The 20,415-nt window shown below is 72.4% G+C and carries 24 protein-coding genes; 12 read left to right on the plus strand and 12 right to left on the minus strand.

Annotated features, from left to right (window positions below; genetic code table 11):
• Window positions 1-29 precede the first annotated feature (29 nt).
• The 6 genes from eis to ACFYL6_RS12720 form a co-directional block, all read right to left on the minus strand.
• The gene (gene eis, locus ACFYL6_RS12695; RefSeq protein WP_387170676.1) at window positions 30-1,220 is read right to left on the minus strand and encodes an enhanced intracellular survival protein Eis; all 1,191 of its coding nucleotides are present in this window, start codon (window positions 1,218-1,220) and stop codon (window positions 30-32) included.
• 68 nt (window positions 1,221-1,288) lie between these two features.
• A complete protein-coding gene (locus ACFYL6_RS12700; RefSeq protein ID WP_112637984.1) occupies window positions 1,289-1,981 on the minus strand; it encodes a hypothetical protein in 693 nt (230 codons plus the stop codon).
• Complete coding sequence (locus ACFYL6_RS12705) at window positions 1,978-2,823, minus strand: ATP-binding cassette domain-containing protein (RefSeq protein ID WP_387170678.1); 846 nt, start codon at window positions 2,821-2,823, stop codon at window positions 1,978-1,980. Before ACFYL6_RS12705 ends, ACFYL6_RS12700 begins: the two co-directional genes overlap by 4 nt.
• On the minus strand, window positions 2,820-3,158 hold the full coding sequence (locus ACFYL6_RS12710) for a PadR family transcriptional regulator (protein WP_387170680.1): 339 nt from the start codon (window positions 3,156-3,158) through the stop codon (window positions 2,820-2,822). The genes ACFYL6_RS12705 and ACFYL6_RS12710 overlap by 4 nt, the downstream gene beginning before the upstream one ends.
• A 102-nt stretch (window positions 3,159-3,260) precedes the next feature.
• Window positions 3,261-3,980, minus strand: coding sequence for a PP2C family serine/threonine-protein phosphatase (locus ACFYL6_RS12715; RefSeq protein ID WP_238661850.1), 720 nt, complete (start codon window positions 3,978-3,980; stop codon window positions 3,261-3,263).
• Window positions 3,981-4,095: 115 nt separating this feature from the next.
• Window positions 4,096-4,656, minus strand: coding sequence for a helix-turn-helix domain-containing protein (locus tag ACFYL6_RS12720; protein WP_387170682.1), 561 nt, complete (start codon window positions 4,654-4,656; stop codon window positions 4,096-4,098).
• A 55-nt stretch (window positions 4,657-4,711) separates the two neighbouring features.
• Between ACFYL6_RS12720 and ACFYL6_RS12725 the strand changes: the two genes are divergently transcribed.
• Entirely contained in the window at window positions 4,712-6,049 is a 1,338-nt protein-coding gene (locus ACFYL6_RS12725) for a benzoate/H(+) symporter BenE family transporter (protein ID WP_387170684.1), read from the plus strand.
• A 67-nt stretch (window positions 6,050-6,116) separates the two neighbouring features.
• Here ACFYL6_RS12725 and ACFYL6_RS12730 read toward each other — a convergent pair whose 3' ends face one another.
• The 4 genes from ACFYL6_RS12730 to ACFYL6_RS12745 form a co-directional block, all read right to left on the minus strand.
• Window positions 6,117-6,488, minus strand: a complete 372-nt coding sequence (locus tag ACFYL6_RS12730; protein WP_387170686.1) for a hypothetical protein — start codon at window positions 6,486-6,488, stop codon at window positions 6,117-6,119.
• Between the two features lie 376 nt (window positions 6,489-6,864).
• Window positions 6,865-7,116 (minus strand): hypothetical protein, encoded by a 252-nt coding sequence (locus ACFYL6_RS12735; RefSeq protein WP_030486188.1) that lies wholly within the window; start codon window positions 7,114-7,116, stop codon window positions 6,865-6,867.
• 81 nt (window positions 7,117-7,197) lie between these two features.
• Window positions 7,198-7,671, minus strand: a complete 474-nt coding sequence (gene mscL, locus ACFYL6_RS12740; RefSeq protein ID WP_387170688.1) for a large conductance mechanosensitive channel protein MscL — start codon at window positions 7,669-7,671, stop codon at window positions 7,198-7,200.
• Between the two features lie 39 nt (window positions 7,672-7,710).
• The gene (locus tag ACFYL6_RS12745) at window positions 7,711-8,427 is read right to left on the minus strand and encodes a FadR/GntR family transcriptional regulator (RefSeq protein WP_387170690.1); all 717 of its coding nucleotides are present in this window, start codon (window positions 8,425-8,427) and stop codon (window positions 7,711-7,713) included.
• Window positions 8,428-8,606: 179 nt separating this feature from the next.
• Between ACFYL6_RS12745 and ACFYL6_RS12750 the strand changes: the two genes are divergently transcribed.
• Complete coding sequence (locus ACFYL6_RS12750) at window positions 8,607-9,758, plus strand: MFS transporter (RefSeq protein WP_387171167.1); 1,152 nt, start codon at window positions 8,607-8,609, stop codon at window positions 9,756-9,758.
• 13 nt (window positions 9,759-9,771) lie between these two features.
• Here ACFYL6_RS12750 and ACFYL6_RS12755 read toward each other — a convergent pair whose 3' ends face one another.
• Window positions 9,772-10,128, minus strand: coding sequence for an STAS domain-containing protein (locus tag ACFYL6_RS12755; RefSeq protein WP_091395791.1), 357 nt, complete (start codon window positions 10,126-10,128; stop codon window positions 9,772-9,774).
• 163 nt (window positions 10,129-10,291) lie between these two features.
• On the opposite strand from ACFYL6_RS12755, the gene ACFYL6_RS12760 reads away from it, so the two are divergent.
• Genes ACFYL6_RS12760 through ACFYL6_RS12785 form a run of 6 tightly spaced genes read left to right on the plus strand, consistent with a single transcriptional unit; the run spans window position 10,292 to window position 15,889 of the window.
• Window positions 10,292-11,152, plus strand: coding sequence for an STAS domain-containing protein (locus ACFYL6_RS12760; RefSeq protein ID WP_387170692.1), 861 nt, complete (start codon window positions 10,292-10,294; stop codon window positions 11,150-11,152).
• Window positions 11,152-11,562, plus strand: a complete 411-nt coding sequence (locus ACFYL6_RS12765) for an STAS domain-containing protein (RefSeq protein ID WP_112586344.1) — start codon at window positions 11,152-11,154, stop codon at window positions 11,560-11,562. Before ACFYL6_RS12760 ends, ACFYL6_RS12765 begins: the two co-directional genes overlap by 1 nt.
• Window positions 11,559-11,978 (plus strand): anti-sigma regulatory factor, encoded by a 420-nt coding sequence (locus tag ACFYL6_RS12770; protein WP_387170694.1) that lies wholly within the window; start codon window positions 11,559-11,561, stop codon window positions 11,976-11,978. Before ACFYL6_RS12765 ends, ACFYL6_RS12770 begins: the two co-directional genes overlap by 4 nt.
• A complete protein-coding gene (locus tag ACFYL6_RS12775) occupies window positions 11,975-12,988 on the plus strand; it encodes a SpoIIE family protein phosphatase (RefSeq protein ID WP_387171169.1) in 1,014 nt (337 codons plus the stop codon). The genes ACFYL6_RS12770 and ACFYL6_RS12775 overlap by 4 nt, the downstream gene beginning before the upstream one ends.
• Complete coding sequence (locus tag ACFYL6_RS12780) at window positions 12,985-14,346, plus strand: sensor histidine kinase (RefSeq protein WP_387170696.1); 1,362 nt, start codon at window positions 12,985-12,987, stop codon at window positions 14,344-14,346. The genes ACFYL6_RS12775 and ACFYL6_RS12780 overlap by 4 nt, the downstream gene beginning before the upstream one ends.
• Window positions 14,347-14,359: 13 nt before the next feature.
• Window positions 14,360-15,889: a SpoIIE family protein phosphatase gene (locus tag ACFYL6_RS12785; protein ID WP_387170698.1), complete on the plus strand. Its 1,530-nt coding sequence runs from the start codon at window positions 14,360-14,362 to the stop codon at window positions 15,887-15,889.
• Between the two features lie 20 nt (window positions 15,890-15,909).
• Here the strand turns inward: ACFYL6_RS12785 and ACFYL6_RS12790 are convergent, their stop codons facing one another.
• Window positions 15,910-16,809 carry a DUF6597 domain-containing transcriptional factor gene (locus ACFYL6_RS12790; RefSeq protein ID WP_387170700.1) on the minus strand — a complete coding sequence of 300 codons (900 nt, stop codon included), beginning with the start codon at window positions 16,807-16,809 and terminating at the stop codon, window positions 15,910-15,912.
• 31 nt (window positions 16,810-16,840) lie between these two features.
• On the opposite strand from ACFYL6_RS12790, the gene ACFYL6_RS12795 reads away from it, so the two are divergent.
• From ACFYL6_RS12795 to ACFYL6_RS12810, 4 genes are all read left to right on the plus strand, one after another.
• Window positions 16,841-17,443: a TIGR03086 family metal-binding protein gene (locus ACFYL6_RS12795; RefSeq protein WP_387170702.1), complete on the plus strand. Its 603-nt coding sequence runs from the start codon at window positions 16,841-16,843 to the stop codon at window positions 17,441-17,443.
• Between the two features lie 204 nt (window positions 17,444-17,647).
• Complete coding sequence (locus ACFYL6_RS12800; RefSeq protein WP_387170704.1) at window positions 17,648-18,184, plus strand: PadR family transcriptional regulator; 537 nt, start codon at window positions 17,648-17,650, stop codon at window positions 18,182-18,184.
• Window positions 18,181-18,882, plus strand: coding sequence for an ABC transporter ATP-binding protein (locus tag ACFYL6_RS12805; protein ID WP_387170706.1), 702 nt, complete (start codon window positions 18,181-18,183; stop codon window positions 18,880-18,882). Before ACFYL6_RS12800 ends, ACFYL6_RS12805 begins: the two co-directional genes overlap by 4 nt.
• On the plus strand, window positions 18,879-20,408 hold the full coding sequence (locus ACFYL6_RS12810; RefSeq protein ID WP_387170708.1) for an FtsX-like permease family protein: 1,530 nt from the start codon (window positions 18,879-18,881) through the stop codon (window positions 20,406-20,408). Before ACFYL6_RS12805 ends, ACFYL6_RS12810 begins: the two co-directional genes overlap by 4 nt.
• Window positions 20,409-20,415: the final 7 nt, after the last annotated feature.

Below are 20,415 nucleotides of genomic sequence, written 5' to 3' on the forward strand. Positions count from 1 at the left end.
GAGGCGACAAACCCGATTGTGAGGAGGGCTCAGAAGTCGGCGAAGAGATACGGCGCCCGGCGGGGGAAGAGGCCGCGCAGCTCCGTGGCGGCGTCCACCGGCACCTCACCCAGACCGCGTAGCGGCAGCTCGGCCGGGTCCAGCACCCCGTACGCGAGGGCGGAGAGCCCGGCGGCGGTGAGCGTGGCGGCCGGCGCGCGGCCGGTGGCGTCGTCGACCAGTTCCAGCGCGCCGGTCGTGCCGTCGAGCAGGTGGGTGCCGGCCAGCCAGCGGTCCCCGGTCAGCTCGATCCGCACCCGGCCCGGGCCGGCGGGCAGCCCGCTCAACGCGTCCAGCGACAGCAGCCGGGCCATCGGCGCGGACGAACCCGGCACGGCCGTGCGGGCCTCGACGTGCACGTCCAGGTCGGTCAGCCACAGCTCGGGCAACTCGTCGGGCGGAACCTGGACGGTGACCCGCTCGATCTGGTCGACGTGCCGGGCGAAGAACTGCAACAGCAGCGCCCGCGCGAGCGGGTCGGTGACCAGCAGTTCGTTGCCGTGCAACGTGCCGCCGTATTCGTCGATCCGGTACGTCACCGCGCCGGTGACCTCGCCGTCCACCCGGGCGGTGAGCAGCCAGTACTCGTCACGGTCGCGCATGCCGATCGCCCGGTACTCGGGGAAGATCGCGAAACCGTGTCGTTCCTGGAGGTTGCGCTCGGTGAACGCGCGCCACACCGGATAGCCGGCGGCGATGCGTTCCCAGCTCACCTCGCCGGGCAGGTCCACCCGCAGCAGCGAGCCCAGGTTGGCCGGAGTGAAGGTGACCCGGCGTGGCTTGGGCAGCCCGGCGTAGCCGAACCGGGCGTAGAAGCTGGGCCGGAACGGATAGAGCGCGCTGATGAGGTGCCCCTCGTCGCGCATCTCGTCGAGGAGTTGGTGCAGCAACGTCCGGACGTGCCCCTGCCGGCGGGCCAGCGGATGTGTTGCCACCCCGGCGACACCGGCCATCGGCAGCACCACTCCGCGCAGGTTCTGTCGCATCGGAATGGCCGAGACCGCGGCCAACGTGGTGCCGTCCTCCTCGGCGATCAGCGTCCGGTTGCCCTGGTTGTAGGGCAGGTAGTCGCGGAAGTCGGCGGTCCGGGCAGCGCTGAGCGGCGAGGACTCGAAGGCGTACGCGGCCAGCGGGAAGCTGGTGGTGAGACGGTCGTCGTCGGTCACCCGGCGGATGGTCATTCGCCCATCTCAACGCGTTGCCGGGGTCGCAGCAACCGGATTGGCCCGATCCGCGGTGCCCGCGGCGGTCAGCCGACCGGCAGGTGCCGCAGGTGCCGGCGGCGGCGCAGGCGGACGCTGGCCACCGCGGCCACGCCCAGGGCCAGCAGGGCGGTGACGACGAGGCCGTGCAGCAGGCCACGGGAGAGGTAGCCCTGGTCGGTGTTGTCGACCGTCCAAGTGGCGATCTCCCGGCTCGACCAGAACGGCGTCAGCCTCGCCCCGGACCCGGCCGGGTCGATCAGCATCTGCACCGTCACCACGGTGAGCAGCAGCAGCGTGCCCTCCAACTCGCGGGGCAGCAGCGCACCGATCAGCATCCCGAACGGCGCCGCCACCGCGACGGAACAGAGCAGCGCCGCCGCCAGGCCGCCGTACCGCAGGTCCGCGCCGTCGATCATCGGCAGCAGGAAGAAGGGTACGGAGATGACCAGCCCCACCGTCCACAGGCCGAGCATCCGACCGAGGTAGAGGTGGTGTGGGCGGTAACCGGCCAGCCGCAGCCTCGGCTCCAACTCGCGTGCCGCGGTCGTGGCGAAGAGCGCGGCGGTGCTCACCGCCCAGCCCACGCCGAGCAGCAGCGACCGAACCGACTGCCCGAGGTAGGCGTCCCGCCGGATCAGGTAGAAGGTCAACGGCATCAACAACAACAGCAGGAGTACGCCCCGACGCCGCAGCAGCTCCCGCAGGGTCATCTCGGCGACGGTGACGAGCCGGTTCACGGGTGACCTCCCTGGATGCCGGGCGCGTGCCACCCGGTCTCTCGTGCCGGGGTGAGGTCGAGCACGATGTCCACCCGGTCGAGTTGGTTGAGCAGGTGGGTCACCACGACGATGGCCGTGCCGGCGTCGCGCAACCTGCTGAGCTGGTCCCAGAAGTTGACGTAGGTGCCCTGGTCGAAGCCCTGGTACGGCTCGTCGAGCAGCAGCACGTCGGGGGTGCTGAGGGTGGACATGGTCAGGTTGAGCTTCTGTCGGGTGCCGCCGGACAGGTGGCGGGCCTGCACGTCCCCGCCCGCCTCCCAACCGAGCTGACGGGCCGCCGCCCGACCGGCACGGCGGGCCGGCCCCCGGGCCACGCCCTGACCGGCGCCGACCAGCACGAAGTGCTCGTCGGCGAGCAGGAAGTCGGCGGTGCCGCCGGCCTGCGGGCAGTAGCCGAGCCGCCCGGAGACGGTCACCTCACCGGTGTCCGGTGACATCAGCCCGGCGCAGATCCGGAGGAAGGTGCTCTTGCCGCAGCCGTTCGCGCCCACGACGGCGGCGATCTGTCCGGCCCGGACCGTAAGCGTGGCGTCGCGCAGCACGGTTCGCCGTCCGTACCTCTTGGTGATGCCCGCCGCGTGCAGCCGGACCGGCCCGGGGCGCGGTCCGGGCGCGGTGCCGATGCTCTCCACGACCGCGCCCGCGTACTGCTGGGGTGGACCGAAGACGACCCAGGGGTCGCCGCCTCCCTCGCGCAGGTGCGTGGCGGCTTCGGCGACCACGTGCCGTGCGGCGTCCGCCGCGACCCGGCGCTGGTGCAACTCGGCCGTGAGCGTACGCAGCCAATCGTCGGCGTTCACCGGGTGACCCCCTTCGTGACGATGTCGTTCACCGGCCGGACGAAGGTGAGCCAGGCGCTGCCGCCGGCGCGCAGCGCCGCGTACCCGTCGTCGGTGAGCCGGTAGTACTTGCGGGCCGGCCCGGCGCTGCCCTCCCGCCACTGCGCGGTCACCAGGCCGGTCTTCTGCAGGCGCAGCAGCACGGGGTAGAGCGTGCCGCCCTGGATCGGCCCGACGCCCGCCGCGTCGAGTGCCTGGGCCAGTTGGTAGCCGTAGGACTCGCCTTCGGACAGCAGGGCCAGGACGCAGATGTCGAGCACCCCCCGCAGCCACTGCCCGCGCCGGTCGGAATCCACGCGTCGGACAGTAGCGGCGCAAGCTAGATGGCACAACCACCTACTGTGGCGGCAGCACCCGAACCGGGCGGTTCGGGTGAGCTGCCGAGTGCGCCGTACGGGTCAGCGGGCGACGACGTCGGAGACCACGACGGTGACGTTGTCCGGGGCGCCGGCGTGGTGGGCCAGCTTCACCAACTGCTCACCGCACTGCTGGCGGTCGGCGTACATGCCCAGGGCCGTCGCGATGGCCTCGTCCTCGACGTAGTCGGAGAGCCCGTCGCTGCACAGCAGCAGCCGGTCGCCGGGAACGACGGTGAGCACACCGATCGCGGGTGGGGTGTCGGCGCCCTGCACGGCCCGGGTCACCAGGGACCGCTGCGGGTGGTGGCGGGCCTGCTCGGGAGAGAGGGTGCCCTGGTCGACAAGCGACTGCACGAACGTGTCGTCCCGGGTGAGCTGGGTCAGCTCCCCGTCGCGCAGCAGGTAGCAGCGGGAGTCGCCCACCTGGGCCAGCACCAGCGTCTCCCCGGCCAGCAGCGCCGCGGTGAGCGTCGTCCCCATGCCGTCCCGGCTCGGGTCGACGGTGATCGCGGCGTGGATGCGCTGGTTGGCGGTGCTGACTACGGCACGCAGTGCGTCGGCGGCACCGTCGGGGTCGGTGGGCGGAGCCAGCTCGTCCAGGATCCGGATCACGATCTCGCTCGCCACCTCGCCCGCAGGCAGCCCACCCATGCCGTCGGCGACGGCGATCAGGCGGTCACCGGCGAGGGCGGAGTCCTCGTTGTTGGTGCGCACCAAGCCGATGTCGTTGAGGATGACCGAGCGGAGGATCAGCGTCATGGGGACAAGCTTGCCAAGAACAACCCGCATTCGTCTCTACGCCTCCTACCTAGGTCGAGAAATGATTGCGATTTTCGTCGACGGGTTCGACGGTCCGTGACCGATCGGCCGGGCCTCAGCGGCGCGGATAGCGCAGTAGCAGGCTGGCGGCGACCTCCTCGTCACCCACCGCCGCGTAGCTGTGTGGCACGTCCGACACCCAGCGGAGGTGACCGCCGGCCGGGGCGGTCAGCGGTGCGTCGGCCGGCCCGGCGCGCAGCACCCCGGCGAAGACGGTGATGTGTTCGGTGACTCCCGGCGCGTGGGCGGGGGAGAGCTGTACGACGCCGGGTGCGACCCGCATCCGGTACAGCTCGTAGGTCGCGTCGGTGTCGGTGAACACCTCCAGCAGGGTGGCGGTGACCGCGGTGCCGTGCACGGTGGGCTCGGCCGTTGGTTCGGCCAGCAGGGCGGTGAACGGTACGCCGAGCTGCGCGGTGACGGCCCAGAGCGTCTCCAGGGTCGGGTTGCGGGTGCCGTGCTCCAGGCCGGAGAGGGTGGCCTTTCCGACGCCGGCGAGCCGGGCCAGTGTGGACAGCGAGATTCCCCGCTCCTCGCGTAGGGCACGGACCCGGCGCCCGACGACGGCGGGATCCACGTCGAGGCCCGGGCGCGGGGCTGGTGGTGGGTGCGGCACCCGGCTATCGTGCTACACGCTTCCGTTCCGTAAACGGAACAGTCGGGAGGGTGGGGTGGCAGGACGCGTGCAACCGGTGCTGGCGGGGGTGGTGACCGCGCTGGTCGGCTTCGCCAGTTCGTTCACCGTCGTGCTGGCCGGGCTCCGGGCGGCGGGCGCGTCGGACGCGCAGGCCGCCTCCGGCCTGCTCGCTCTCTGCGTGGCGAGCGGGCTCGTCGCCGCCTGGCTGGGCTTGCGGTACCGGATACCGATGAGCGCGGCCTGGTCCACACCGGGCGCGGCGCTGCTGGTCGCGACCGGGCCGCCGCCGGGCGGATGGCCGGTGGCGGTGGGCGCCTTCCTCGTCTCCGGGGCGCTGATCGTCGCGGCCGGGCTGTTCCCGCCACTCGGCCGGGCGGTGGCCGCCATCCCCAAGCCGGTGGCCGGCGCGATGCTCGCCGGGGTGCTGCTGCCGCTGTGCACCGCCCCGGTCCGCGCACTGGTCGAGCTGCCGGTGGTCGCCGGCCCGGTGGTGGTCGGCTGGCTGCTGCTGCACCGGTTCGCCCGCCGCTGGGCGGTACCCGGTGCGCTGGTGGTGGCGGTGGCGGCGATCGCACTGACCGCACCGCCGGCCGGCCTGACCGGCGCCGCGCTGATCCCGTCGGTCACGCTGACCGCGCCGGCCTGGAACGCGTCCGCCCTGGTCGGGGTGGCCCTGCCGCTGTTCCTGGTCACCATGGCCGCGCAGAACGTACCCGGCATGGCGGTGCTGGTCGGCTACGGCTACCGTCCGCCGTTCGGCGCCGCACTGCGGACCACCGGCCTGGCCAGTCTGCTCGCCGCCCCAGCCGGCGGGCACGCGGTGAACCTCGCGGCGATCACCGCCGCCCTGGCCGCCGGCCCCGACGCGCATTCGGACCCGGAGCGCCGGTGGATCGCCTCGGTCACCGCGGGCGCCGGGCTGGCCGTGCTCGGCCTGGGCGCCGGCATGGCCACCACACTGGTAGCGGTCGCCCCACCGATCCTCATCGAGGCGGTCGCCGGGCTGGCGCTACTGGGCGCCCTCGCCACCGCGCTCGCCTCGGCGGTGACCGACCCGACGACCCGCGAGGCCGCCGTGGTCACCTTCGTGGTCACCGCGTCCGGGGTGACGCTGATCGGCGTTGGCGGCGCGTTCTGGGGCCTGGTCGCGGGCTGCCTGATGCTGCTGCTCTTCCGTAGCCGCCAACCCGCCCCCGCCCCGCCGGGCGAGCCCGCCCCCGCCCCGCCGGGCGAGCCCGCCCCCGCCCCGCCGGGCGAGCCCGCCCCCGCCCCGCCGGGCGAGCCCGCTCCCGCCGTGCCGGGCGAGCCTGCTCCCGCCGCGCCCAGCCAGCCCGCCCCAGCCGCGCCGGGAAGATCCACTCGGGTTCCATGAAGTCGCGGTGTCCGGAGGCTCCAGACGCCCCGATCTCCGTGAACCCGAGTCGATCGGGGCGGTGGGGTCACTCCTCCGGCGGCAGGTCTGCCACACCGACGGCCAGGAGGACCCGGCCGTCGGCCACCGACCCGATCCGGTCGGCCGGTACGTAGACCGCACCGGTACGGGTCAGGTCGGTCGAGACCTTCAGGTAGCCGCTGTGCAGCAGCCGCGCCGCCAGATCGGCCGGGACGTCTGGCTCCTCGACCGCGGTCGCCTCGATCAGCTCGTCCAGGCTGCTGCCCGGGTCGGCAGTAGGTGTCTGGACGGTCACCGCGTTCGGGTCGCCCCGCTGGACGAGGTCCACGGTGCCGACCTCGGTGCCGGCTGAGTCGATCACCGTCATCCCGGTGGTGATCCGCGAAATGGTCGCCTGCTGCTCGTCCTGCTGGTCCATCCCGCTGCGGTTCCCAGGGCGGCGCGACGCTAAACGCCGCCATTTACCCGCCCGGTGTTCAGCAACTGCGGCAGCGACAGGCCCGGAGACAGCTTGCTGGAGGCGACGGTCCCGGAGGCAGCGGGTCCGGAGGTGACAGGTCCGGTGGCGGCAGGTCCGCAGGCGATGGGCCGGGAGGCGATGGGCCTGAAGAGCGCTATGACTCTGAGGCATATTTATGCCTCAGAGTCATCACCGTCGAAAGCAACACCGCCTCCACGGCCCGCGCGAGGTGGCGGACAAACGGACCGCGACGCCAGCGGCACGCGGCGCCCAGCACGCGGCATTCAGCACACGCCACACGGCACCGTTGCGCCGTGCACGGTGTTCCGCCCACTCAGCTGTTCGGGAGGGTCCAGCCGCCGGGCGGGCGGGGGGACAGCTCCCGCCAGGTGTCCGGGCCGTCGAGCAGCGCCCGGACGGTGTCCTCGGCCTCGTCCGCACTGCCGTACTCGTAGAAACGGGAGATGCCCTCGGCGCCGCCGGCTCGCTGCTCGACGTGCCACCGGTCGGCGTCCACCCGTAGGAAGACGTCCCGTCGGGCCAGCCGCCCCCACTTCCCGTTCCACCAGTGCTTTCGCTGCTCCATGGCGGGACTCTATCGAACACACGTACGAGAAGGTGCGGCCCCTGCGGGAATCCCACAGGGGCCGATGTGCATCCGTTCCGGTCAGCGCTGCGTCGGCGGCTCGGGACGGCGGCCCAGCACGTCGTCCAGCGCCCCGCGCTGCTGGCCGGGGGTGGTGTGACCGGCGGAGACCAGGGCGTCCCGGATCTCGGTGAGCAGCTTGACCTCCTCGCTCGGCGCCGAGGGCGGCGGCTCCTCGCCCCGCTTGCGCCGCTCGGCCAGCCGGTTCATCGGGTAGACGACCAGGAAGTAGAGCGCCATCGCGGTCAGCAGGAAGGTGATGGCCGCGTTGACGAACGCCACCCAGTCGAACGGGATCTCCCGGAACGTGGGGGTCGAGCCACTGAGACCGTTCTCGTTCCCGGTGATCAGCACGATAATCACCCGGACCAGTGGTTCGAGGAACGACTTGGTGAGCTGGGTGACCACGCCCGTGAACGCGGCGCCGATGACGACACCGACCGCCAGGTCGACGACGTTGCCGCGCATGATGAAGTCTTTGAAGCCCTTGAGCATTCGTACTCCCGAGGTGTCCGCTTTTCTGTCCGGCACAACCTATGCCCGTTCGGCGGGTTCCAGAAAAGCGCCGGCTTCGAGCGCCGCCCGGCCGGGATCGCCGGCCCGGATCGCCTCGACCAGTCGGGTGTGGTCGACGTAGCGCTCGGGAGTGAGCGCGCCTCCCATCGCCTGGGCGACGGTGCTGCGCAGGGCGGTGCCCACCGAGGCGTACAGCTCGGCGAGCATGGCGTTGTGCGCGGCGGCGACCACCGCCGTGTGCAGTGCCGCGTCGGCCTCGACGAACGCGTCGACCCGGCCGCCGTGCCAGGCGGCCTCGCGCTGGGCGAGCGCGCCGTCGAGCGCCGCCAGGTCCTCCGGTGTACGCCTCAGCGCGGCTAGCCGGGCGGCCTCCACCTCGAAGGCGCGGCGTACCTCGATGACCTCGGTCATCCGGTCGTCGCCGAGCCGGCGGGCGACCACCGGTGCAAGTTCGTCGGTGGACACCACGTAGGTGCCGGAGCCCTGCCGGCACTCCAGCACCCCGGCGTGCACCAGGGCGCGGACCGCCTCGCGGACCGTGTTGCGCCCGACGCCCAGCGCGGCGACCAGTTGTGGCTCGGTGGGGATGCGCCCGCCGACGGGCCACTCGCCGCCCAGGATCCGGGCGCGGAGTTGCTCGGTGGTCTGCCGGACCCGGTGGCCGCGGGGCGGCACGGCGGGCTGGCCGGGGGGCGGCACCGGCGGGGCGGAGGGGAAATCAACCGACGGTGGCACTGGTTACATCACCGGTCCCAAATTCATCCCATGATTGTAGGTTAGAGGTCATGACCCCGCCACCAACCGCCGCTCCGGCGCTGCCCGCCCCCGTCGTCGTCGACCTTGGCCCGACGCGGGACCCCGGTGCCGGCCGGAAGACGCACCCGGCGACCGGTGGCGCGCTGGTGCTGGTCGGGATGCTGCTGGTCGCGCTCAACCTGCGTGCCGTGGTGACGAGCCTCGGCGCACTGCTCGACGAGGTCCGCGACGGGCTGGGCCTCTCCGGTGTCACCGCCGGCCTGGTCACCACCCTGCCGACCATCGCGTTCGCCGGCCTCGGCGCGCTCACCCCGTGGCTGGTCCGCCGGGTGGCGCCGGCCCGGGTGCTGGTGGTCGCCATGTTCGTCCTCGCCGTCGGCCAGGTGCTCCGGGTCGCCACCGACTCGGCCTGGATCTTCGTGCTCACCAGCGCGCTGGCGCTGTCCGGCATCGCGGTGGCCAACATCCTGCTGCCGATGCTCGTCAAGCAGCACTTCCCGCACCGCACCGGCCTGGTCACCGGGGCGTACACGATGGCGTTGACCGTGGGCACGACGGTGGCCGCCGCCTCCGCGGTGCCGATCGCGCACGCCTTCGGGTCGTGGCGGGCAGGGCTCGGCGTCTGGGCCGCGATGGCCGCGGTGGCCGTACTCCCGTGGGTGCCGCTGGCGCTGCGGACCCGCGCCGCGGCGCGGCGGGCGACCCCGACGGCGGCCGTCGCCACGCCGACGCGGGTCCGGCCGGCGCGGACCCGGCTCGGCTGGGCGATGGCCGTCTACTTCGGGGCGCAGTCGCTCAGCGGGTACGCGATCATGGGTTGGCTGGCCCAGCTGTTCCGCGACGCCGGTTACCACCCGGAGTCGGCCGGGCTGCTGCTCGCCGGGGTCACCGCGCTCGGCGTGCCGATCGCGCTGCTGATGCCCACCCTGGCCGGTCGGCTGGGCAGCCTGCGGCCGCTGGTGCTCGGGCTGACCACCGCGTCGGCGCTGGCCTACCTGGGGCTGGCGCTCGCACCGCACGGCGCCGCTCTGCTCTGGGTCGCCCTGCTGGCGATCGGTCAGGGCGCGTTCCCGATGATCCTGACCGCCATCGGCCTACGCGCCCGCACCGCCGAGGGAACGGTCGCGCTCTCCGCGTTCGCGCAGAGCACCGGGTACGTGATCGCCGCCCTCGGCCCGCTGATGGTCGGCATCCTCTACGAGGCCACCGGCGGCTGGACCGCGCCGATCGGGTTCCTGCTGGGCGCCCTCGCCGTGCAGACGACGGCGGGCATGGCGATCGCTCGTCCCCGCTACGTCGAGGACGAGTGACGCGCGCGGACGGTCAGGAGGAGGCCGGCGTCGATTCGCCGGCGACTGCCTCGTCCACCGTCGGGTAGGTGTGCAGCACCTCGACCAGCCCGCTCACCTCGAGGATGCGCAGCACACCGCGCTGCGGGGCGGCCAGCCGGACCACGCCGCCAGCCTCGTCGCAGCTGTTCTTGGCGCGGACGAAGACCGACAGACCGGTCGAGTCGCAGAACGAGACGTCCGCCAGGTCGAACACCAGCCGATTGCGGCCCTTGTCGAGCAGGTCGGTGATCTGGTCCTGCAGCTGCGGTGCAGTGGCCATGTCCAGCTCGCCCGCGACCGCCACGACGACCACGTCGCCGCGTTGTTCCGTGTGCACCGTCAACGACATTCGCCAGACCTCCTGTTATCGGGGGAACGGTATCCCACGACCATGGTCGGAGGTAGAACGGGAGCCGTGATCCGGTGGTCATCGTCATTCAGTTGCTACGGGGCAAGTAGTTGGTCAGGGCCCGGTGATAGAGTCCGCCCGGTCCAGGTCAAGGGGGTTCGAAATGGCGTTGAGCACCGAAGAGAGTGGTCGGCTCGCCGCGCTGCTCAGCGGGCAGGACGAACGGGTCACGGCTCGGTGGACAGAGATCGTCACCAGTTCTTTGCGAGGTCGACTGAGCCAGGCGGAGCTGCGCCGACAGGTCCAGGACCTGCACCGCGCCATCGTCGCCACCAGCGCGCAGGGCACCATCGACCTGTCCGCCGACGGCGCCGCCGAACTGCGCGCCGCGCTCTCCGAACTGTCCCGTGGCCGGGCCCGGCAGGGCTTCTCCGCCACCGAGACCACGATCAGCATCTTCGCGCTGAAGGACGTGCTGGCCGAGCTGGTGCAGGAGACCGGCGGCCCGAGCGCGTTGCAGGACTACGTCGCCTTCTCGAAGCTGGTCGACGAGATGGGCCTGTTCACCTTCGAGAGCTTCGTCCGTACCCGGGAGAGCCTGATCGCCGACCAGGCCGAGCAGTTGCTCGAGCTCTCCACGCCGGTGGTCAAGCTCTGGGAGGGCGTCGTCGCCGTGCCGCTGGTCGGCACCCTGGACTCGGCCCGGGCCCAGGTGGTCATGGAGCGGCTGCTGCAGACCCTGGTCGACACCAGCTCGCCGTACGCGATCATCGACATCACCGGCGTACCGGCGGTGGACACCCAGGTCGCCCAGCACATCCTGAAGACCGTGGTGGCCGCCCGACTGATGGGCGCCGACTGCATCATCTCCGGCATCCGCCCGCAGATCGCGCAGACCATCGTGGCGCTCGGCATCGAGTTCGGCGACATCGCCACCAAGGCGAGCCTCGCCGACGCCCTGCGCCACGTGCTGCGGCTCAACGGGGTGGAGACCGCCCGACGCCAGCCGCGCCGGGACGCCTGATGGAAAGGGTGCCGATCCTCAAGATCGGGGACATCCTGCTCGTCTCCATCCAGCTCGACATGTCCGACCAGACGGCGGTCCAGCTCCAGGAGGACCTGGCCGAGCGGATCGTCGCCACCGGCTGCCACGGCGTCATCATCGACATCACGGCACTTGACATCGTCGACTCCTTCGTCGGGCGGATGCTCTCCACCATCGCGTCGATCTCCAAGGTGCTCGACGCGGAGACGGTGGTGGTCGGGATGCGTCCGGCCGTCGCCATCACCCTTGTCGAACTCGGGTTGTCGCTGAACGGCATCCGTACCGCGCTGAACGTCGAGCGCGGCATGGAACTGATCGCGGCGGCCCACGCCGACGAGCTCGACTACCAGCTCGACGACGATCCGGACGCCGAGACGGCCACGCCGTGACCGCGGGCATCGACCTGGGCCAGCCACAGGCGCAGTCGGTCCGGAGCGATGAGGACGTGGTGCGCGTCCGACAGCTGGTCCGCACCGTGGCGGTGGCCAGCAAGCTGTCCCTCGTCGACCAGACCAAGGTGGTCACGGCGGCGAGCGAGTTGGCCCGCAACACCCTGGTGTACGGCGGCGGCGGTTCGGTCGAGGTGACGGTCGTGGACAACGGCCGACGCAAGGGCGTGCAGATCGTGTTCGCCGACTCCGGGCCGGGCATCGCCGACCTCGACCTGGCCATGACGGACGGCTACACCAGCGGCGGCGGCCTCGGCCTCGGCCTCAGTGGGTCGCGACGCCTGGTCGACGAGTTCGAGATCGAGACGTCGGCGGAGACCGGCACGCGGATCACGGTCACCAAGTGGTCCAGGTGAACGGCGACGCGGTCACCGACAGTGGCATCTGGTTTCGGGTCGAGGCCAGCAGCGCGGCGAGCGCCGTCCGGCGGGCCGCCGAACGCCTGGGCGCCCAGGTGGAGATGGGCGAGGCGCGCATCGCCGACCTCGCCATCGTCGCGGCCGAGCTGACCAGCAACCTGGTCAAGCACGCCGACGACGGTGTCCTGCTGCTCCGGCCGGTACGCCGCGCCGGGCAGGCGGGTGTGGAGCTGGTGGCCATCGACTCCGGGCCCGGCATGGCCGACCTGACCGTCTCGTCCCGGGACGGGCACTCCACCACCGGCACGCTCGGCATCGGCCTGGGCGCCATCGTCCGGCAGGCCAGCTGGTTCGACGGATACTCGCTGCCCGGCCGGGGCACCGTCCTCGCCGTGCAGGTCTGGCCGGGCGAGGCGGCTCGGCCGTCCTGGGCCGGTGCTCTCACCCGACCGCTGACCGGCGAGACGATCAGCGGCGACGGCTACGCCGTGCGGGTCGTCGACGGGCGGCACCAGGTGCTGGTGAGTGACGGGTTGGGGCACGGCCCGCTGGCCGGTGCCGCCACCGACGCGGCGCTGGCCGCGTTCCGCGACGCCCCGGTCGGCCCGCCGGCGATGGTGGTCGGTCACCTGCACCGGAGCATGTCGCACACCCGGGGCGCCGCGCTCGCCGTCGGCGAGCTGATGCCGGAGGCCGGCGTGCTGCACTACGCCGGCCTGGGCAACATCGCCGGCGTGGTCGTCGAGGGGGACGGCCGCCGTCGAGGGCTGGTGTCGCTGCCCGGCATCGCCGGCCACCAACGGCCGACGATCCGGGAGTACGACTACCCGTTCGGTCCCGGTGCCCGGCTGGTGATGCACAGCGACGGGGTGGTCGACCGGTGGCGGATGACCGACTACCCGGGCCTGGCGGAGAGGTCCCCGCTGATCATGGCGGCGACCCTCCTGCGTGACGCCGGTGTGCGACGCGACGACGCCTGCGTACTGGTCGCGAGGTCCTGGGCATGATCGGGGAGCCGGCCGCGGTGCCGCTGCTCCAGATGGCGTTGCGGGTCGAGCAGGACATCTTCGTGATCCGTCAGCGGGGGCGCGAGGTGGCCGCGGTGGTCGGCCTGGAACACCAGGACCAGGTCCGGGTCGCCACCGCGCTCAGTGAGGTCGCCCGGGACCTGCTGCGAACGGCCGGCGGGGCCGATGTCTCGTTCCACGTCGACGCGGGTGCCGACGGCCGATTCCACCTGCGCGCCGACCTGGCCCCGGTGTCCCCGATCCCGGACGGCCGCTACCAACCGCAGTCCGGCGCGGTGTCCCGACTGGTCGACACACTGAGCGTGTTGACCGTCCAGGGGGTTACGGTCGTACGGATGTCCCGACGAGTCCCGGCCAACGCGCCGACGCCGACCCCGGAGCGGCTCGCCGAGTTCCGTACCGAACTCGGCCGCACCGCGCCGGGCACTGCGCTGGACGAGCTGACCGTGCAGAACGGGCAGCTCATCGCCGCACTCGACGAGGTGCGCAGCCAACGCGACGAGCTGGCCGTGCTGAACGAGGAACTGGCCGAGACCAACCGTGGCGTGCTGGCGCTCTACAACCAGCTCACCGAGGAGCTGGAGGAGACCAACCGCGGCGTCGTCGCCCTCTACGCCGAACTGGACGAGAAGTCGGCCCAGCTCCGTGCGGCGAGTGAGTCGAAGAGCCGGTTCCTGGCCAACGTGAGCCACGAACTGCGCGCCCCGGTCACCGCGATCATCGGCCTCGGGCGGCTGCTCACCGACTCCGCCTCCGACCCGCTCACCGACGAACAGGGCCGCCAGATCGATCTGATCCGCTCGTCGGCGATGGACCTGCTCAACCTGGTCAACGAACTCCTCGACCTGGCCAAGGCGGAGTCCGGCCGGATCGAGCCGGACCTGGCCGACGTCGACCTGCGCCCGGTCTTCGGTCAACTGCGCGGCACCCTGCGCGCGCTGGCCACCCGACCGAACGTGGAACTGGTCGTGGAGGAGCCGGCCGCGCCTGCCCTGCTGCGCACCGACGAGGTGCTGCTCGGCCAGGTGCTGCGCAACCTGCTGCACAACGGGTTGAAGTTCACCGAGCGCGGCGAGGTGCGACTGCGGGCCAGCCAACACGGCGACCGTTGGCAGTTCGAGGTCAGCGACACCGGGCCGGGCATCGCTCCCGAGCTGCACGACCGGATCTTCGAGGAGTTCTACCAGGTGCCCGGCGCCACCCGGGTCGGCGGCACCGGCCTCGGTCTGCCGTACGCCCGGCGGTTGGTGACCCTGCTCGGCGGGACGTTGGCGTTGACCAGCGCGCCGGGCGAAGGCAGCACATTCACCCTCTCCCTGCCCACAGGCGGGGCGTGACCGCGTGGACGGCATGCCGACAACCATCCTGGTGGTCGACGACAGTCGTACCAAGCGTTACCTGCTGGTCAGCTGGCTGACCCGGGCCGGGTTCACGGTGCTGGAGGCCGAGAACGGCGCCGAGGCGTTGGCTCGGGTCGAGGTGGACCGGATCGACCTGGTGGTCCTCGACGTCCGGCTGCCCGACCTGAGCGGCTACGAGGTCTGCGAGCAGATCAAGGCGCGGCACCCGGCGATGCCGGTCATCCACGTGTCGGCGCACGCCGTGGACGTGGCCGACCGCGCCCAGGGGCTGACCCGGGGCGCGGACGCGTACCTGACCGAGCCGATCGAGCCCGAGGAACTGATCGCCACCACCCGGGCCGTGCTGCGCTACTACCAGGCCCGGCAGCGCGCCGAACTGCTCGCCGAGCGGCTGCTCGGTTTGGCCGACACGACCGTGGCCGTGCACGCCGCGCCGACCTTCGCGCGCCTGCTGGAGGCCGCCGCCGAGGGGGCCGCCCAGATCTTCAAGAGCCCGGCGGCGGTGATCGCCGAAACCTTCGACGGCGACTGCCTCGCCGGCGTCTGCGCCGGCCCCGGCGCGGTGGCCGCCGTGGTGCCGTGGGTCGTCGACGACACCGGAGTGCCGACCGGCGCCACGGTCCGGGTGGAGGCCCCGGCGAACTGGGCGCTCGTCGAATGGCCGACGGACGACACGGTGACCGTCGCCGCCGCCCGGCTGCGCGAGGACCGGGCCCCGCTGTACGTGGTGGTCCCGACCGCCACCCAGACCGCGCGGACCCCGGTGCTCAAGCAGCTGGCGCAGGCGGTGGCGGCGGCCGTGGAGGCACAACGCTCGTTCGACGAGGAGCACCGGATCGCGGTCACCCTCCAACGCAGCCTGCTCCCGCGCGGGCTGCCCACCGTGGCCGGCCTGGACCTCGCGGTGCGCTACGAGCCGGCCAGCGCGCAGACCGAGGTGGGCGGCGACTTCTACGAACTGGTGATGCTCGACGGGCACCTGCTGCTGGCGATCGGGGACGTCGCCGGCCACTCGCTGCACGCGGCGACCGTGATGGCCGAACTGCGGCACGCGGTGCGGGCGTACGCGGTCGAGGGCCACCAGCCCGGCGAGATCCTGCACCGGGTCAACGAGCTGATGCGGACGTTGCTGCCGAACGAGTTGGCGACGCTCTGCGTACTGCTGCTGCACCCGCCTACCGGACACGTCCGGCTGGCCAGTGCCGGGCACCTTCCACCGCTGCTGATCATGGACGGCAAGGTTGAGTTCGTGCAGCACTCCGCTCCGCTGCTCGGCGTCCGCGCCCCGCGCCCGGCCGACCTGGAGTTCGTGGTGCCGGCCGGGGCCACGCTGGTCTTCTACACCGACGGGCTGATCGAGCGACGGGACGCCACCATCGACGACGGGTTGGCCGCGCTGGCCACGGTCGCCGCGACAGTCGACGGTGACCTGGACCAGTTCTGCGCCCGACTGCTGGTGGAGCTGGCACCACCGGAGATCCAGGACGACGTCGCCGTGGTCGTCCTGCGCCGTCGCTGACTGTCAGCTGTTTCGGGTTTTCAGCGCACCGAGCGGGCATACGCGGCGGGGGACACCCCGGCCACGGCGGTGAAGTCACGGACCAGGTGGGCCTGGTCGCTGTAACCGAGGTCGGCGGCGAGTTCGGCCCAGCTGAGCGGGCCACCGGCGGCCTGCTCGACCGCCTCCTGGAGCCGGTAACGGCGGATCACCCACTTCGGCCCGACCCCCACGTACTCCAGGAAGAGCCGCTGCAACCGGCGGACCGGGACGTCGTGCCGCGCGGCGAAGTCGTCGACGCGCAGCACCGTCCGGTCGGTGCGGATCGCCTCCGCCAGCCGCATGGCCTCCTCGGCCAGCGGGTCCGGCTCCGGCTGCCAGGCGGTGAGGAGAGCGTCCAGCGCCCGGCAGCGCTCGTCGTCGCTCGCCGCCGACGTGGGTGGTCCCGAGGGCCCGCTCCCGCACACCGGGCTGTCCGGGCAGGTCAGCCGACCGGTGGGCAGCGGCACCCGACGGCCGGTCAGGTCACTGACCGGGCGGCGCCAGAACGGGTGGAAGCCGCCGGGGCGGAACTGCACCCCGGACACCCGGCCGGTGCCGCTCAGCGTGATCCGGAACAGGTCGCGGCCCACCCCGGCCACCTCGCCGGACTCGGGCCCGTCGCCGTCGCCGTCGCCGTCGCGGTCGCCGTCGCCGTCGCCGTCGCGGTCGCCGTCGCCGTTGCCGTCGCCGTCGTGGTCGCGTCGGAACACCACGTTCACCGCCGGGTGCGGCACGACCCGCTGCTCGAACGGCGTGCTCAGCGCCCAGTCGATCAACCAGTAGTGCTCGACCCACGGGCGCAGCGGCTCCGCCGGCAGGTGTCGACGGAAGCGCACCTCGCGCAGCAGACGCCCGGGATCGAGGATTCCCCGGCTGTCGCCACGCGGTCGCTGTCGCATTTGTTCAAGACCACCCTCATACGCTGGCCCTATGTCCACTCAGACTAGCGATCTGCTGGCGGCCGCGGCGCCGCGAACCGTCGAGGTGGTGCGGGGTATCTCCGACGACCAGCTGGACCTGCCCACACCGTGCAGCGACTACGTGGTCCGTGATCTGCTCAACCATCTCTTCCAGGTGGTGGTCAACTTCCAGGATCTGGCCCAGAAGCGGCAGGTGGACTGGGCCGAGAAGCCCGACTACCTGGGCGACGGTTGGCGGGACCACTTCGAGGAGGAGACCGGCCGGTTGGTCGCCGCCTGGTCGGACCCGTCCAGCGTGGAGGGCATGTCACCGCGTATGCCCATGCCGCAGACCGCCATCGGCGGCATGGCCCTGCTCGATTTGACCGTGCACGGCTGGGACCTCGCGGTCGCCACCGGCCAGCCGTACCACCCAGCCCCGGAGGTGGTGACCGAACTGCACGGGCTGGTGGAGCAGTTGGGCCCCACCGCCCGCAAGATGGGCGTCTTCGCCGACCCACTGCCCACCCCACCCCCAACCCCAACCCCCGACCTGATCCCCAACCTGGCCCCCGACCTGGCCCGCCTCCTGACCCAAACCGGCCGCACCCCCACCTGGCCCCAAACCCCCTAACCCACCCACCCCGCCCCCCTGCCCTGCCCCGCCCTGCCTCGGTTGATCATGAAGTTATTGCCATCCACCTCGGCGTGTCTGCGCAATAACTTCATGATCAGCGGGGCGTGGGGCGGGGACGGATGGGGTTGGGGTGGGGTTGGGGTGGGGTGGCAGCGGGGTGGGGTGTTGACTTGGGTATTCGCTGGGTGAATAGTGGGCGGGGTGTCCACGCCGCATGTTCTGCTTGGGTTGCTCGCTGGGGGCAGCCGGCACGGGTATGAGCTGAAGCGTGCGCACGACGAGCGGCTGCCGCGGGCTCGGCCGCTGGCGTTCGGGCAGGTCTATGCCACTCTCGGCCGCCTCGAACGCGACGGGCTGGTGGCGACCGCCGGGCAGGATCGGGTGGCCGGGCCGGATCGCACGGCGTATGCGCTGACCGACCAGGGGCGGGACACGCTGGACCAGTGGCTGTCCACGGTGGAACCGCCCATGCCGTACGTGGCCAGCACGCTCTTCGCCAAGGTCGTGGTGGCGCTGCTGGTCGCCGACGTCGATCGGGCCAAGTCGTACCTGATCGCCCAGCGGGCCGCGCACACCGCACGGCTTCGTGAGCTGACCGCGGTCAAGGCCGACCCGGCCGCCACCCTCAGCGATGTGGTCGCGGCCGATTTCGCGATCGTCCACCTCGACGCGGATCTGCGGTGGCTGCACGCCACCCTGGGCCGGGTCGCCGACTGGCACCGGGAGGTGCATCCGTGACGCAACTCCAGGCTCGCGGCGTGGTTCGGGCGTACGGCCCGACGCCGGCGCTGCGCGGCGTGACGCTCGACGTGGCCGAGGGTGAGATCGTGGCCGTCACCGGGCCGAGTGGCTGCGGCAAGTCGACCCTGCTGCACTGCCTGGCCGGGATTCTCCGGCCGGACGCCGGCGAGGTCACCTGGCGCGGGCACCGCATCGACACCTGGTCGGAGGCGGCCCGGTCCCGGCTGCGGCGCACCGAGTTCGGGGTGCTGTTCCAGTTCGGTCAACTGGTGGCCGAGTTGACCGCCGCCGAGAACGTCGCCCTGCCCCTGCTCCTCGCCGGCACGGGGCGGCGAGAGGCACGGACGGCGGCGCTCACCTGGCTGGAACGGTTCGGGGTGGCCGAGGTGGCCGACGTCCGGCCGGGTGAGATGTCCGGGGGTCAGCAGCAACGCTGCGCCACGGCGCGGGCGCTGGTGACCGAGCCTCGGGTGCTCTTCGCCGACGAGCCGACCGGCGCACTGGACACGCTCACCGGCGAGCAGGTCCTGACCCAGTTGGTCCGGCTCGCCCGTGAGCAGCGCACCGCCGTCGTGCTGGTCACCCACGAGCCGCGGATCGCCGCGTACGCGGATCGGGAGATCGTGCTGCGGGACGGCCTGGTGGACCACACCGGCCTGGGGCTCGACGTGCCGCTGGCCGGCGGTGCCCGGTGAGACCGACGACGCTGGTCCGCCTCGCGCTCGCCGGCACCCGCACGGACACCGCCCGGGTGGTGCTCACCGCGCTCAGCGCACTGCTGGCGACCCTGGCCGGGCTCGCGGCGCTCACCGTGTTGGCCATCCCCACGCCCCTGGCGACGGAGGAGAATCGGAACAGGTGGTCGGAGCAGTACAACAACGCTCTGCTGGTGGAGCCCGGGTTGCGCGGCGGCACGGCGTTCGCGCTGCTGATGCTGATGGTCCCGGTGCTGGCGCTGGCCGGTCAGTGCGCCCGGCTCGGCGCGCCGGCACGGGACCGCCGGCTGGCCGCGCTCCGGTTGGCCGGCGCCACTCCCGGGCAGGTCACCCGACTGGTGGTGCTGGAGACCGGCGTGGCCGCTCTGCTCGGCACGCTCGCCGGGCTGGGTGTCTATCTGGTTGGCCGCGATCTGCTGCACCGGCCGGACGCGCGAGGGCAACTGGCCCTGCCCACCGACGTGCTGCCGTCGACCGGCGCGATGGTGGGTGTGGTGCTCGGTCTGCCGGTCGTCGCGGCGCTGGCCACGGTGCTGATGCTGCGTACGGTCACCACCAGCCCGCTGGGGGTGAGCCGCAAGGCCGCCCGCGAGCGTGGTCCGGGCCCGTGGGCCGGGCTCCTGATCGGGTTCGGCGTGGTCTCGTTCGCGGTGATCCGCTCGGTGGTCTATCGGTTCGACGACAGCGAAGAGCTGGCCTGGCTGGTGCCGCTGTTGTTCGCGGTGGGGGCGCTCGCGGCGATGATCGGGGTGGTGATCGGCACCGGCTGGATCTCGTACCACTGCGGGCGGTTGCTGCGTCGGCACGCCCGCCGGGCACCGGCCCTGCTCGCGGCGGGCCGGCTGATGGCCGACCCTTGGGCGGGCAGCCGCACGTTCGCCGCGCTGCTCGCCGCCCTGATCTTCGGCGGGGGAGCAGCCGCCCAGCGTGCCTACTTCGCCACGAAGGACCAGCTCGAACGGGAGCAGAGCCGGCTCGTCGGGGTGGACGCTGGCGCCAACCCCTTCTATCTGTCGACGATGGATCTTGTCGACGGCGCGGTCGCCGTGGCCATCCTGATCGCGACGGGCGGGCTGATCGTCGCGCTGGTCGAGGGGATCGTCGCTCGTCGACGCGCCTACGCCGCGTTGGTCGCCACCGGGGTGCCCCGTGCCACGCTGAGCCGTTCGGTGGCCTGGCAGGCGTTGGCGCCGGCCGTGCCGGCGATCCTGCTCGCGCTCACCGTGGGCACGCTGCTCGGCCGAGGGCTCATCGCGGAGGTGTCGACGGGCGGCTCCTCAACGCCGATCTGCGAGGCGACGGCGGCGCTCTGTGACGACCCGGCCACCCGCGAGCAGTACACCCGGATCGTGCACACTCCCGGGATACAGCGAGCAGTTCCCGTACCCCTGGAGCACCTGGCGTGGCTCGGTGCCGGCGCCCTGGCGGCGGTGCTGGTGACGATCGGCGTCGGCCTGCTCTTCCTGCGCGCCAGCACCGCCCTGGACGAGCTGCGCACGGCCTGAACCGGCC

Source organism: Micromonospora sp. NPDC007208 (assembly GCF_042869175.1).
Taxonomy (GTDB): Bacteria; Actinomycetota; Actinomycetes; order Mycobacteriales; family Micromonosporaceae; genus Micromonospora; species Micromonospora foliorum.